Genomic DNA, 13,601 nt, shown 5'->3' with positions numbered 1-13,601 from the left:
TGCGCGCGCGGCGTGTAATTCGGGTTGCATCAATGCGGCAGCAGCCGCGTGAGCCCGGCGCTCGCGAGCGTGCCGATCTTGCGCAGGAGATCGGTGGCCATGCCGTCGTGAAAGCGCCGCGGATCGGGCGAGCCCAGCACGAGCAGGCCGAACGCTTCGCCGCTCGGATCGCGCTCCTCGGCGCTCACGCGCTTGCGCAGCGTGATGATCGCGACCGATTGCGCGGCGTTATCGGCACGTTCCGCGCCTTCGGCGCCATGGCCACTACTGCCGCCATTACCGCCGTCGAGCCACTGCGCCGCTTCGAAGCCGGTGTTCGCGCCGCAATACGGCACTTCGAGGCTATTGGCGAAGATCCGCACTTCTTCGCCCGTGTGCTTCGCGAAACTCGCCTGCGCATAGGCATCGGCGACATCCCAGAGGCGCAGCGCCACTTGCGGCACGTCGAATTCCTGGCGCAACTGCTCGGCGATCAGGCGCGGCAGGGCGTGCGGGTCGCGCTCCGCGAGCACGTGCGAGACCCAGTGCACCGTTTTCGCGGAGATGCTGTCGTTCTCGTGGCCATAGCGCAGCAGCTCGGACAGGCGCAGCTCCAGATGCTTGTTCTTCTCGCGCAGCATCTCCATCTGGCGTTCCTGCAGCGACACGGCCGCCTTGCCGTGCGGATTGCCGAGCTTGATCGTGGCCAGCAGTTCGGCGTGCTCAACGAAAAAATCGGGATTGGCGAGCAGATAGTCGGCGACTTCGCGATCGTTCATGTTGGTGGCGCGTTCGATGAAGGAGCGGCGCGCGCGGGCGCGCCAGGCGTGATTGGGGTGATGCCGATGCGGTTGACTCGGGTTGACTCAGTTCGACAGTTCGTCGGCGATTTCGATCTCGCCTTCGAACACGGTCGCGGCGGGGCCGGCCATCGTCAGCGCAGCCGATTCGTCGCGCGCGCCGTCCCAGGCGATCGTGAGCATGCCGCCATGCGTATGCACTTTCACGGGCGAGTCGAGCAGGCCGCGGCGAATGCCCGCCGCCACCGCCGCGCACGCGCCCGTGCCGCACGCGAGCGTTTCGCCCGCGCCGCGCTCGTAGACGCGCAGCCGCACTTCGTTGCGCGAGACGATCTGCATGAACCCGGCGTTCACCTTGTTCGGAAAGCGCGGATGCGCCTCGATCACGGGGCCGTCGGCGAGCACGGCGAACGCTTCGGCGTCGTCGACCACCTGCACCGCGTGCGGATTGCCCATCGACACCGCCGAGATCCAGCGCGTCTGGCCGTTCACTTCGAGCGGCCAGAGCGTGTCGTTGCCTTCGCGGCGGCCTTCGAGGCCGTTCGCGTCGAACGGCACCAGCGCGGGCTCGAACACGGGGCTGCCCATGTCGACCACGACCTCGCCGTTTTCCTGCATGACGAGCGTGATGACGCCCTTCTGGACCTGCACGCGCACGCGGTTCGAACGGGTGAGCTGGCGGTCGCGCACGAATTTCACGAAGCAGCGCGCGCCGTTGCCGCAATGCTCGACCTCGCCGCCGTCGCAATTGAAGATGCGATATCGGAAGTCGACGCCGTCGACGGTGGGCTTCTCGACCAGCAGCAACTGGTCCGCGCCAATGCCGAAGTGGCGATTGGCGAGCGCGCGCACGCGCTCGGGCGTGAGCGCGATGGGCTGGCTATAGCCGTCGAGCACGACGAAGTCGTTGCCCGCGCCGTGCATTTTGGTGAACTTGAGTTTCATCCTGTCATTGTAAGCGAGGCGCGGGCGTTCGCCCCTGCGCCGTCCGCCCGATCAATAGACGCCCGGCTCGCCGGGCGGGCGCGTCTTGAAGCGCTTGTGAACCCAGTAATACTGCTCGGGAATGCGCGGAATCTGCTCTTCGAGGAAGGCGTTCATGCGGCGCGCATCCTCTTCGTCGTTGCCGGTCGGATAGTTGTCCCAAGGTTTGAAGATCTTGAGCCGATAACCCTTGTAATTGGGCAGCACCTCGCCGATGAACGGCACGACCTGCGCGCGGCCCACCTTCGCGAGACGTCCCACGGCGGTCAGCGTGCAGGCGGGCACGCCGAAGAACGGCACGAAGGTCGAATTGCGCATGCCGTAGTCCATGTCCGCGCCGAGCATCACCGGCTTCTTGTCGCGCAGCCAGCGCAGCACGACGCGCGCGCTGTCCGCGCGGCTCACCATCTCGGCGCCGAAGCGGCTGCGGCCGGCTTTCGCGGCGGCTTCGAATTCGGGGTTCGAGAACGGTTGATAGAGCGAGCCGCAGGGGCGGTGCAGCGAGTAATTGAGGAACATCGAGCCGGCTTCGATGCCGACGAAGTGCAGGCCGAGAAAGAGGGTGGGCGGCAGGTCGGGATCGCTGAGATCGACTTCGCTGTCGAGCTCGATGAGCTTTTCGAGCTTTTTCGCCGAGCCGAACCACTGCACGCTGCGCTCGAGGTAGCTGCGGATCGCGTGGCGAAAGTGCAGACCCGCGACTTCCTCGCGCTTTTCGTCGCTCCATTCGGGAAAGCACAGGCGCAGGTTAGTGTGGACGACGCCCTTGCGGCGGCTCGGGATCTGGTAGAGGAGCCAGCCGAGGCCGTCGCCGAGCCGGGCGACGAAGCCATAGGGCAGGATCGCGAACAGCTTGAGCAAGCCGATGGCGAGGCGGGAGCCGAGCTTGCCTAGCATAGGGCGGCTCCAGCGCCACACCTGGAGCAGGGCGCGAAAACAGTGGGGAAGGCAACGAACGGCACGCGGCGTGACTCTGCGACAAATTGGGGAAGTCGCTATAATAAGGGCTTCGCCGAGTTAATAGACAACTTGCGGGGCGAAGCCGGCAGGCAGCCGATCGTGATGTTCCATCCACGAGCGCGGCGCCAACTGGACAGGTAATCCGCTAAAGCGTCGCCGCTTCAAAGCTCCCGAAGCTGGCTACGTGAAATTCAACCGTCACCAGCTACAAGGAGCCTTACACGTGGCAAACGACTATTTCTTCACCTCCGAATCCGTCTCCGAAGGCCATCCGGACAAGGTCGCCGACCAGATCTCGGACGCGATCCTCGACGCCATCCTCACGCAAGACAAATACTCGCGCGTTGCAGCGGAAACGCTGTGCAACACGGGTCTCGTCGTGCTCGCCGGTGAAATCACCACCACGGCCAACGTCGACTACATCCAGGTCGCGCGCGACACGATCAAGCGCATCGGCTACGACAACACCGACTACGGCATCGACTACCGCGGCTGCGCGGTGCTCGTCGCCTACGACAAGCAGTCGCCCGACATCGCCCAGGGCGTGGACCGCGCGCACGACAACAACCTCGACCAGGGCGCCGGCGACCAGGGCCTGATGTTCGGCTATGCCTGCGACGAAACGCCCGAGCTGATGCCGCTGCCGATCCACCTCTCGCACCGCCTGGTCGAGCGCCAGTCGAACCTGCGCCGCGACGGCCGTCTGCCCTGGCTGCGTCCCGATGCGAAGTCGCAGGTCACCGTGCGCTACGTCGACGGCAAGCCGCATGCGATCGACACGGTCGTGCTCTCGACGCAGCATTCACCCGACATCGATCTGGCCACGCTGCGCGAAGCCGTGATCGAAGAGGTCATCAAGCCGGTGCTGCCGCGCGAGCTCATCAAGGGCGACATCAAGTTCCTCGTGAATCCGACCGGTCGCTTCGTGATCGGCGGCCCGCAGGGCGATTGCGGTCTCACGGGCCGCAAGATCATCGTCGATACGTACGGCGGAGCGGCCCCGCACGGCGGCGGTGCGTTCTCGGGCAAGGACCCGTCGAAGGTCGACCGCTCGGCCGCCTACGCGGGCCGCTACGTGGCCAAGAACATCGTGGCCGCCGGCCTCGCCTCGCGCTGCCTGATCCAGGTCTCGTACGCGATCGGCGTGGCGCAGCCCACTTCGGTGATGGTCAACACGTTCGGCACGGGCAAGGTCTCGGACGCCACCATCACGAAGCTCGTGCGCGAGCACTTCGACCTGCGTCCGAAGGGCATCATCCAGATGCTCGACCTGCTGCGTCCGGTCTACGAGAAGACTGCGGCTTATGGTCACTTCGGTCGCGAAGAGCCGGAATTCTCGTGGGAAGCCACCGACCGCGCACTCGCGCTGGCCGAGGCGGCCGGTACGGAGCCGGTGGGCGCGCTCGCTTAAGCGCGGCGCACGAGGGCTGGCGCGCGCGCCGGCCTCGTCGGTTCCGTATGAACAAAAACCCCGCCAGGGCGCATGCCCTGGCGGGGTTTTTTCGTTCCCGGCGCGGGTTCGGTCAGCCGATCAGCGCATGGCGAAGCCGAACCAGCCCGTGCTGGTGGCGCCCATGCGGCGCGGGCGGCGGGTGTTGCGCGCCGTGTGCACCGTGGCGGGCGCGGCGAGCGAGCGCAGCGTCGCGTTGGGACGGTACAGCAACGTGCGCAGCGAGAAGTGCCGTGCGCCCGCGCGCAGGCGCAGCACCGAGAAGAACGAATGGAACCACGTGCGCATGCTGTCCACGGCGCGGGTGCCGCGCACCTGCTGCGCGAGCGCGCGCGTGCGTGCGGTGTGGTGGCGCAAGGCGCGCCCGACGTGACGGCGGGCGGGACGCGCCGCCTTCAGGGCGGCATGAGTCATGCGGCGGGTACTGAAAAGGGTATGCATGGCGTGTGCGATGTCAGGTTCGGAGTGCGCCTTGCGCGAGGCTTCGCGCGGCGCATCGATTCGAGCAGCAAACGTGCCCGTCTTCAGGACGGCCACGATAACGGAAGTGACGGGATGGGGCGCGTGGGGCAAAAGTCGCGTCGCCGGAGCGGACTGCGGGCGCTTCGCGGGTATCGGCGACCTTGCTGGGCAAGGCTTCGAGGGCAGCCCGTTCGTGCGATGAATGCGAGGGATGTTCTGGGTGAAGACACTGCATGCGCGCAGACTACACGCGAATCATGACGCCCGAAAGTCGGTTAATACCCGCGCCTGCTCAAGTTTGAGGCATATCGCGGCCGTTCGATGGCGCCCTTTGTCGTCATCGTGGTGCGTTTGCCTCGGCGTTGTGCGTCGGCCCCCCTTCCGCGGACGCGCGCACGTTTTACAATCGAGCGATTGGCGCGCGCGAGAAGCGGCGCCGCCGCTGCAGCCATCGCGGCTGCGGCCCCTCGCAGGCCTCGAACAACGGAAGTCCCATGTCAGTCCAGTCAAAAAAGGAACAGGTGCAGGCGCTGCGCGAGCGCGGCTTCGTGGTCGTGCCGGGGCTCGTCTCGCCCGAGCGGTGCGACGAGCTCAAGCGCGTGGCGCAGGAGCAGTTGCTCGCGGCCGCCACGCCGCTCGAATTCGAAGCCGATCTGCGCTACCCCGGCGCGCCCGAGTCGAAGGACGCGCCCGGCGGCCATACGGTGCGCCGCCTGCTCGACGCGTACTCGCGCCATGCGCGTTTTCGCGAGTGGGCGATCTCGCCCGAAATCGCCGGCTGGATGGAGCTGTATTTCGGCGAGGAGCCCGTGCTCTCGCGCGCCCATCACAACTGCATGATGACGAAGCACCCCATGTACGGCAGCCTCACGGGCTGGCACCGCGACTCGCGTTACTGGTCGTTCGAGCGCGACGATCTGGTGTCGGTGTGGCTCGCGCTCGGACCCGAGACGATCGAGAACGGCGGCCTCTGGTTCGTGCCGGGCTCGCATACGGAGCCGTTCACCTCGGAGCGCTTCGACGCCGCGAAATTCTTCCGCGCCGATCTGCCGGAAAATCAGGCGTGGATCGATCGCGCGACCTCGCCCGCGCTCAATCCCGGCGACGTCGTGTTCTTCCACTGCAACACGCTGCACTCGGCGGGCCAGAACCTGAGCGGCAACGTGAAGTTCTCGCTCGTGTACACGTATCACGGCGCGAGCAACGTGCCGTTGCCGGGCACGCGCTCGGCCTCGCTGCCCGAGGTGAAGCTCGTGTGAGGGCGGCCTCGCGCGCGGCGGAGCGCGGCCTCGCGAGGCTTTAGCGCCGGCGCCCCGAAACCGCGAGGCCCGTGATGCCGGCGATGGTCGCGGCTATGCCGCCCACGATCAGGATCATCGTGCGGTCGGTGGGCGCGCCGGTGAACACGCGCGAGACGTCGTTCGAGAACGAGTGAAACGACTGGCCGCCAAAGTAGAGCAGCGCGACGCCGCAGGCGATCAGCGCGAACGAAATCGCTTTGACCATATAGACCTCCCGGGGTATGACGAACGCCGCAGTGTAGGCGAGCGTCGCCGCGGCGTCCATCCACGCGTCCCACATGGTGGACATCTGCAGGCGCCGCGCGGATTGGCTACCATGACAGCCCGCGCCCGCCTGTGTGCGCCGCTGGACCCGCTGTTGGACCCTGTTATTCCCTCATTTCGTCGAGGATTCGAACGATGGCCTACGAAGCCGCTGCTGAACGCTATTCAGAGATGCAATACCGCTTTTGCGGCAAGTCGGGACTCAAGCTGCCGGCGCTGTCGCTCGGGCTGTGGCACAACTTTGGCGATACCACGCCGATTTCGACGCAGCGCGAAATCCTGCGCACGGCGTTCGATCTCGGCATCACGCACTTCGATCTCGCGAACAATTACGGCCCGCCCTACGGCAGCGCCGAAACCAATTTCGGCCGCATTTTCAAGGACGATTTCCGCCCGTACCGCGACGAGCTGCTGATCTCGTCGAAAGCGGGCTGGGACATGTGGCCGGGCCCCTACGGCCAGGGCGGCGGCTCGCGCAAGTACGTGCTCGCGAGCCTCGACCAGAGCCTGAAGCGCATGGGCCTCGATTACGTCGACATCTTCTATTCGCACCGCTTCGACGTGGAGACGCCGCTCGAAGAAACCGCGGGCGCGCTCGCCACCGCCGTGCAGCAGGGCAAGGCGCTCTATGTCGGCATCTCGTCGTATTCGGCGGCGAAGACGCGCGAGATGGCGAAGCTGCTCGCCGAATACAAGGTGCCGCTGCTGATTCATCAGCCGTCGTACAACATGCTCAACCGCTGGATCGAGCACGAGCTGCTCGACACGCTCGAGGACATCGGCACGGGCAGCATCGCGTTCACGCCGCTCGCGCAGGGGCTCCTCACGAGCAAGTACCTGAACGGTGTGCCCGACGATGCGCGCGTGAACCGTCCGGGCGGCAGCTCGCTCAAGAACGAGCATCTGAGTGCGCAGAACATCGAGCACGTGCGCAAGCTCAACGAGCTCGCGCAGCGCCGCGGCCAGAGCCTCGCGCAGATGGCGATCGCGTGGACGCTGCGCGGCGGCCGCGTAAGCTCGGCGCTGATCGGCGCGAGCCGCGCGGAGCAGGTGCGCGAGAACGCCGCCGCGCTGAAGAATCTGGAATTTTCGCAGGAAGAGCTCGCGGAGATCGACCGCCACGCGACCGAGGGCGGCGTGAACCTGTGGGAGAAGCCATCGACGGACCAGCATATTTGACGACGGGCGTCTGCCGGTTTTTGCCGCAAGCGTCTTTGGAAACTGGACCGCCTCGCTTCATGCGAGGCGGTTTTTTTATGGGCTTTGCTTGCGCTTGCGCGCAGGCGTTCGCCGGCCATTCCGGCCCAGCCGTAGCGGCGGCGCTTCACGTCTCTCGGCGGCGCATTCGGGCGCACTCCAGCGTATTCGGCACGTCTTCGGCCTGTCACGCGGCGCTGCTAACGTCGCGGCAGTCTTCGCCGCGAGGAATATCGATGGAGTCCACGAGCGCCGTTCGTCCCGTATCTGCCGGGCCTGCCGGGGCCGCCCCGCCGCCGGCTGCACCGGCGTTGCGGCGCGCTCCCCACGTGGGCGCGAACGTTGCGTTCATCGCCGTTGCCGGGCTGGCGCTCGCGTATCAGCTATTCGGCCTGCCGCTGCTGATGCGCGCGGCGGACGGGCCGTCGTTTGCGCTGCTCGCGTCGCTGGTGCCGGTCGTGTTCGCGACGCCGAGTCATTGGGGCTTGATCCACGAGGGCATACACGGGCAGTTGCTGCGCTCGCGGCGCGCCAACGAAGTCGTTGCGCGTCTGCTTGCGATCGGCTTGGCGATACCGTTCGACGCGGTACGTTTCGGACACCTGATGCATCACCGCTTCACGCGCGAGGCGTTCGATCGTCCCGATGTCGACGATGCGCGCGGTCCGCGCTGGCTGCGCCGGATCGCGTGGTACGTGCGTTTGCTGGGCGGCCTTTACGTGGCCGAATTGCTCGCGCCGCTGCTGGCGTTCGTGCCGGCGCGCATGGCGCAGGCGCTGGTCGAGCGTGGCGTGGGCGCGCATGCCGCCGAGGGGCGCCACGTGCAGCGGCTATTCGCGAACCATGCCGCCGATCCGGTGCGCCGCCGCCGTGCGCGCCGCGACGGGCTCTGCTCGCTCGCGCTCTATGGGCTCGCTTTTGCGCTCTATGGAAAGGCGTGGCCGGTGCTGGCCGCGGCGATGTATCTGCGTGGGCTATGGCTCTCGCTCGCCGACAACCTGCCGCATTACGGCGTGGCGCTCGACGAGCCGGGCCGCGCGCGCGACTTTCGCGTGCCGCGCGGGATGGGCGTGCTGCTCATGAATCATCATCTGCATCGGCAGCATCATCTGCATCCCACGTTGCCGTGGGTCGCGCTGCCCGCGCTCGCGCGCGCCGACGAGGCAACGGACGGGCACGCGCGCATGCCGTATTGGCACGCGGCACTGCGGCAGTTCAAGGGATTGCAGCCGGGTATCGGGGTGCGCTGAACGGTGCGCCGACGTGCGTGCACAGGGCAGCGATCCGCGCTGGCGTTGCCCGGCGCCTGGCATTCACGGGCGCGCGGGGCGAGCGCCCGGCGGCGAGCGCGAACGAAGGTCGGAACGAAGGTCGACTAGAGCCGTCGCGCCGCTACATCAGCGCGGGCAGCGTTTCCACCAGCGCAACGGCGCAAAGCGCACCGATCAGCGCGCCGATCACCCGCAGCGTGTTGTGCCTGAATTCGGTTGCGCAGGGCACGGCGCCGAGAAAGAGCGCGCCGGCGAGGGCCATCGGGATGATCATCACGAAGTCGCCAATCGTGAAATAACCTTCCATGCTCGTCTCCTTGTCATATCGGTCACCGAAGACGCGGCGCATGAAAGAGTCGTTATCGCATGCCATGCGCCGCTGCGGCTTCGGGCCTGAATCGAGTATAGGTGAGGCTCGCGAACAAGGCGGCACGCGGGCGCGGCGATGGTGCATGCGCTGCGGCGCGCAGCCCGGTGTGGCGGGCATTACGGCGATTCGGCTGATGCAGTGCGCAAAACATTCGCTTTTGTAGAATGTTACGAATGCCTTTCATTTCAGGTGGCTAATGCGCCCGCAGGCAGGGCATGCAACTCACCTGATGCGCACGGCCGCCAAAGGCCGTATGGCGCGCCCAGAGCGCACCTCGTGCCACCTCTTTGGTGGCCCCTCACGCCGCCCCGGCACGCTCCCGTGCGCGCAGCATCCACGCGCCGGCGAGCCCCGCCACGAGCAGCACCGTGACGAGCCCCGTCACGCCACTCCAGCCCCAACTGGCCCAGAAGTGCCCGCCGATCGACCCCATGATGCTCGAACCGAGGTAGTACGCGAGCAGATAGAGCGCGGCGGCCTGGCCCTTCGCTTCGCGCGCGAGGCGGCCGACCCAGCCGCTCGCCACCGCGTGCCCCGCGAAGAAGCCGATGGTGAGGCAGCCGATGCCCGCCGCGATCATGCCGAGCGACGTGAACATCGTGAGCACGACGCCCGCGAGCATCAGCACGATCGCGGCGATCAGCACGGGCGAGCGTCCGAACTTGTCGGCCATGCGGCCCGACCACGGCGAGGCGACCACGCCGGTCAGATAGACGAGAAAGATCGCGCCGATGGCTGCCTGGCTCATGTTGTAAGGCGGCGCGATCAGCCGGTAGCCGATGTAGTTGTAGAGCGTGACGAAGCTGCCCATCAGCACGAAGCCGAGCGCGAACAGCATGGGCAGCCCCGGCCGCGCGAAATGGCGCATGAGCGCCGCGCGATGATGCGCGAAGCCGAGGCCGCTCCTGGGCGCGAAATGGCGCGAGGGCGGCAGGAGCGCACGGAACGCGAACATCGAGGCGAGCCCGAGCACGCCGATCACGGCAATGGCCACGCGCCAGCCGAAGAGGTCGGTGCAGATGCCCGTGATCACGCGTCCCGCCATGCCGCCGATGGCCGTGCCGCCCACGTAGAGGCCCATCGAGAGGCCGAGGCCCTCGGGGTGCATCTCCTCGGCGAGCCAGGCCATGGCGACGGCGGGCACACCGCCGAGCGCGATGCCTTCGAGCGTGCGCAGCACGAGCAGCGTGTGCCAGTGGGGCACGAACGCCACCGCGAGCGTGAAGAGCGAGGAGGCGGTGAGCGACGCGGTCATCATGGCGCGCCGGCTCCAGCCTTCGGAGACGAAGCCCGCCACGAAGATCGCGCAGGCGAGCGCCGCCGTGGTGAACGAGAGCGAGAGGCTGCTTTGCGCGGGGCTCACGCCGAACGCCTGCGAGAACGCGGGCAGGAGCGGCTGCACGCAATAGAGCAGCGAAAACGTGGCGTAGCCCGCGAACAGCAGCGCGAGGCTCGCGTGCCAGAAGGCGGGCGTGCCGCGCTCGATATAGGGGACGGCCGCGGGGTTGGACGATGGGGCGGCGGAGGATGAGGCGGTGTTGCGCCCGGCGCCCGGTGATGCAGTCACGACTGAAACTCCTCGCGGAAAAGCAAAGGCGCAACGATACGCCTTTCGCACGATTCGTGCCGCGCTCGATTGCAGGCGCGTGGCTTCTGCGGTGCGAAGTCATCGGTGCAATGATGGTTGCGTGCGCAACGGATGAGGATGGCGTCGGGCGTAGCGGCGAGGCCCACTTTCTCGCGCCCCAATTTGCGTGCCGCCGCGCCGCCTTATGGCGTTTCGCGGCCGTTCGCGGATGGCGGCGGATGCACGAGCGCATCGTCCGTGGGCAGCGCGGCCGTGCTCCAGCCGCCGCCCAGCGCCTTCACGAGCGCGACGCTTGCCGCGAGCCGCCGGCGCGCGATGCTCACGGCCTGGCGCTCGCTGGAGAGCGCCGTGGTCTGCGCGACCACCACGTCGAGATACGTGATCGCGCCGCTCTTGTAGCGGTTCTCGATGATCGCGAGCGTGCGCTGCGCCGCGTCCACCGCGCGGTCCTGCGCGATGGCTTCCTGTTCGAGCACGCGCAGCGCCGCGAGGTTGTCCTCGACCTGGCCGAACGCGTCGAGCACGGTCTCGCGATACTGCGCGACGCTCTCGTCGTATTGCGCGCGCGCCTCGTCGCGCACGGCGGCGCGGCCGCCGAAGTCGAGCAGCGTGCCGGCGAGCGCCGGGCCGAGCGACCAGAAGCGCGCGGGCGCGACGAGCCACTGGCTGTAGTTGGTCGCCTCCAGCCCGCCCGTGACCGCGAGCATGAGGCTCGGGAAGAACGCGGCCTGCGCCACGCCCACCTGCGCGTTGGCGGCGGCCACGCGGCGCTCGGCGGCGGCGATGTCGGGGCGGCGCTCCAGCAGCGTCGAAGGCACGCCGGGCGGCGCGACGAACGCCTGCGCGGTGAGCGGCGCGCCGGGCAGCACGGGCAGCGCGAAGGTGGAGGGCGATTGCCCCGTGAGGATCGCGATCGCGTGTTCGAGCTGTGCGCGTTGCACGCCGAGGTCGATCGCCTGGGCTTCGGTGGTCTGCAATTGCGTCTGCGCCTGGCCGACGTCGGCGTCGGTGGCGATGCCGCCGTCGTAGCGGTGCTGCGTGAGCGCGAGCGATTCGCGGTAGGCGGCGAGCGTGTCGTCGAGCAACTGGCGCTCGCGGTCGATGCCGCGCAGCTCGAAGTAGTCGGTCGCGAGCTCGGCCTGCATCGAGAGCAGCACGGCCTGCATGTCGGCGGCGCTTGCCTGCGCGCTGGCCTTCGCGCTTTCGACGCTGCGCGCGACGCGGCCCCAGACGTCGGGCTCCCAGGTCGCGTCGATGCCCACGAGGTAGTCGTTGAGCGTGAAGCCCGCCGTCGACTTGAACTCGATGTTCTGCGAGGTGCGCGCGCGCGAATAGTCGGCGCCCGCCGTCACTTGCGGGAAGAAGCTCGAGCGCTGCTGCGCGACGTTCGCGCGCGCGGCGCGAAAGTGCGCCTGCGCGGCCTCTACGTTCTGGTTCGCGCGCTCGACCTGGGCTTCGAGCGCGTCGAGCTGCGCGTCGCCGTAGATCGACCACCAGGCGCCGCGCGGCGCGGTGTCGGCGGGCGTCGCGCTGGTCCAGCCCGTGCCGTCGAGCTCCTTGTAGGTGGCGGCGATGTCGACCTTCGGGCGCACGTAGTCGGGGCCGACCTTGCAGCCCGCGAGCGCGGCGCTCAGTGCGAGGCAGAGCGTCACGCGGCGCGGCAGGCCGCGCTTCGCGCAGGCATTCGGGCCGAGGGTGTGCTTCGTTGTGTGCTTCATGGCGATGCGCTTCATGACGTCGAAGCGGAAGCCGCCGCATCCGAACCCGCAGGCGCAGAGGCCGGCTTCTCCACGATCCGCACCGGCGTCCCGTCGACGATCGAATCCTGCGGATTCACGATCACGCGTTCATTGCCCGCGAGCCCCGCCGCCACGGCCACGCGCGTGCCGAAGTCGACGCCGAGCATCACCTTGACGAGCTTCACGCGGTTGTCCGCGCCGACGGTCGCGACCTTCACGCCATCGGGACGGAACAGGAACGCGTTGCCGGGCAGCGTGAGCGGCGTGGCGTTGCCGTCGAGCGCGAAATGCACCTGCGCATAGGCGCCGGGCAGCAGATCGCCGTTGGGATTGTCGACGTCCACTTCCACGAGCATGGTGCGCTGCTGCGGATCGACCGCGCCCGCCGTGCGCGCGACCACGCCCGGATAGCGCTTGCCCTGCGTCTCGTCGAGCGTGAGATACGCGTGCTGGTTCGGGCGGATCTGCTGCGCGTAGGCCTGCGGCACGTTCGCGTAGACGCGCAGGCGGTCGGCCTGGGCGACGTGGAACAGCTCCTTTTGCTGGCCGCCCGATGCACCCGCGTCGATCAGCGCGCCCACGTCGACGTTGCGCGCCGTGACGATGCCGTCGAACGGCGCCGTGACCTTCTCGTACGACTGCAGTTGCGAGAGCCGCGAGACGTTGAAGCGCGCCGCGTCGAGCGTCGCCTTTTTCGCGAGCATGTCGCCGACTTTTTCGTCGGCGTCCTGCTTCGCGACCGAGCGCGTCTGCAGCATCTGCGTCCAGCGGTCGGCGGTCGTTTTCGCGAGCGCGTAGTTCGCTTCGGCGTTTGCGAGGTCGGCGCGCGCGGCGCGCAACTGGTCGTCGACTTCGGGCGCCTCGATGTCGGCGAGCAACTGGCCCGCCTTCACGTGCGCGCCGATATCGGCGTACCACTTGCGCAGATAGCCGTTGGTGCGCGCGTAGATGGGCGTGTCGAGAAACGCCTGCACGTTGCCGGGCAGCACGAGGTCGAGCGCGCGCGCCGAGCGCTGCGGCGTGACCACCTGCACGGCGAGCGTGCTCGCGCGCTGTGCGTCGCGCTCCAGCGCCGCCTGCGCGTTGTGGCGCGACCAGATGCCCTGCGCCGCGAGCGCGATCACCACGAGCGCCGCGAGCACGAGCGGCCAGCGGCGCTTCTTGCGCTCATCGTGGCCATCGTGGCCGCCCGGCGGGTCGCGCGGCGGCGGCGCGTCAGCGTGGCCCGGCTGCATG

General features: G+C 68.0%; 13 protein-coding genes. 4 read left to right on the top strand and 9 right to left on the bottom strand.

Features of this window, described 5'->3' with window-relative positions:
* Positions 1-29: 29 nt before the first annotated feature.
* The 3 genes from U5775_RS27660 to U5775_RS27650 all read right to left on the bottom strand — a co-directional run bounded on the left by U5775_RS27660 (position 30) and on the right by U5775_RS27650 (position 2,660).
* The gene (locus tag U5775_RS27660; protein ID WP_322061288.1) at positions 30-758 is read right to left on the bottom strand and encodes a DUF484 family protein; all 729 of its coding nucleotides are present in this window, start codon (positions 756-758) and stop codon (positions 30-32) included.
* Positions 759-845: 87 nt separating this feature from the next.
* Positions 846-1,724 (bottom strand): diaminopimelate epimerase, encoded by an 879-nt coding sequence (dapF, locus tag U5775_RS27655; protein ID WP_322061287.1) that lies wholly within the window; start codon positions 1,722-1,724, stop codon positions 846-848.
* Between the two features lie 51 nt (positions 1,725-1,775).
* Positions 1,776-2,660: a lipid A biosynthesis lauroyl acyltransferase gene (locus tag U5775_RS27650; protein ID WP_322061286.1), complete on the bottom strand. Its 885-nt coding sequence runs from the start codon at positions 2,658-2,660 to the stop codon at positions 1,776-1,778.
* A gap of 286 nt (positions 2,661-2,946) precedes the next feature.
* Here U5775_RS27650 and metK point away from each other — a divergent pair, with 286 nt between their 5' ends.
* Complete coding sequence (metK, locus tag U5775_RS27645) at positions 2,947-4,134, top strand: methionine adenosyltransferase (RefSeq protein ID WP_322061285.1); 1,188 nt, start codon at positions 2,947-2,949, stop codon at positions 4,132-4,134.
* Between the two features lie 120 nt (positions 4,135-4,254).
* Here metK and U5775_RS27640 read toward each other — a convergent pair whose 3' ends face one another.
* Positions 4,255-4,614 (bottom strand): hypothetical protein, encoded by a 360-nt coding sequence (locus U5775_RS27640; RefSeq protein ID WP_322061284.1) that lies wholly within the window; start codon positions 4,612-4,614, stop codon positions 4,255-4,257.
* Positions 4,615-5,129: 515 nt separating this feature from the next.
* Between U5775_RS27640 and U5775_RS27635 the strand changes: the two genes are divergently transcribed.
* The gene (locus U5775_RS27635) at positions 5,130-5,894 is read left to right on the top strand and encodes a phytanoyl-CoA dioxygenase family protein (RefSeq protein WP_322061283.1); all 765 of its coding nucleotides are present in this window, start codon (positions 5,130-5,132) and stop codon (positions 5,892-5,894) included.
* Positions 5,895-5,934: 40 nt separating this feature from the next.
* Here the strand turns inward: U5775_RS27635 and U5775_RS27630 are convergent, their stop codons facing one another.
* Positions 5,935-6,141, bottom strand: coding sequence for a DUF3185 family protein (locus U5775_RS27630; RefSeq protein WP_322061318.1), 207 nt, complete (start codon positions 6,139-6,141; stop codon positions 5,935-5,937).
* A 194-nt stretch (positions 6,142-6,335) separates the two neighbouring features.
* Between U5775_RS27630 and mgrA the strand changes: the two genes are divergently transcribed.
* Positions 6,336-7,379, top strand: a complete 1,044-nt coding sequence (gene mgrA, locus U5775_RS27625) for an L-glyceraldehyde 3-phosphate reductase (protein WP_322061282.1) — start codon at positions 6,336-6,338, stop codon at positions 7,377-7,379.
* A gap of 254 nt (positions 7,380-7,633) precedes the next feature.
* Positions 7,634-8,647 carry a fatty acid desaturase family protein gene (locus tag U5775_RS27620; protein ID WP_322061281.1) on the top strand — a complete coding sequence of 338 codons (1,014 nt, stop codon included), beginning with the start codon at positions 7,634-7,636 and terminating at the stop codon, positions 8,645-8,647.
* Positions 8,648-8,789: 142 nt separating this feature from the next.
* On the opposite strand, the gene U5775_RS27615 is transcribed toward U5775_RS27620, so the two are convergent.
* From U5775_RS27615 to U5775_RS27600, 4 genes are all read right to left on the bottom strand, one after another.
* Positions 8,790-8,975 (bottom strand): hypothetical protein, encoded by a 186-nt coding sequence (locus U5775_RS27615; protein WP_322061280.1) that lies wholly within the window; start codon positions 8,973-8,975, stop codon positions 8,790-8,792.
* Between the two features lie 361 nt (positions 8,976-9,336).
* Positions 9,337-10,605 (bottom strand): MFS transporter, encoded by a 1,269-nt coding sequence (locus U5775_RS27610; protein ID WP_322061279.1) that lies wholly within the window; start codon positions 10,603-10,605, stop codon positions 9,337-9,339.
* Positions 10,606-10,808: 203 nt separating this feature from the next.
* Positions 10,809-12,344: an efflux transporter outer membrane subunit gene (locus tag U5775_RS27605; protein ID WP_322061278.1), complete on the bottom strand. Its 1,536-nt coding sequence runs from the start codon at positions 12,342-12,344 to the stop codon at positions 10,809-10,811.
* Positions 12,345-12,355: 11 nt separating this feature from the next.
* The gene (locus tag U5775_RS27600) at positions 12,356-13,600 is read right to left on the bottom strand and encodes an efflux RND transporter periplasmic adaptor subunit (protein ID WP_322061277.1); all 1,245 of its coding nucleotides are present in this window, start codon (positions 13,598-13,600) and stop codon (positions 12,356-12,358) included.
* Position 13,601 lies beyond the last annotated feature (1 nt).

The sequence above is a fragment of the Paraburkholderia sp. J63 genome, assembly GCF_905220245.1.
Classification (GTDB): domain Bacteria; phylum Pseudomonadota; class Gammaproteobacteria; order Burkholderiales; family Burkholderiaceae; genus Paraburkholderia.
This window is presented reverse-complemented; position numbering and strand designations above follow the sequence as displayed.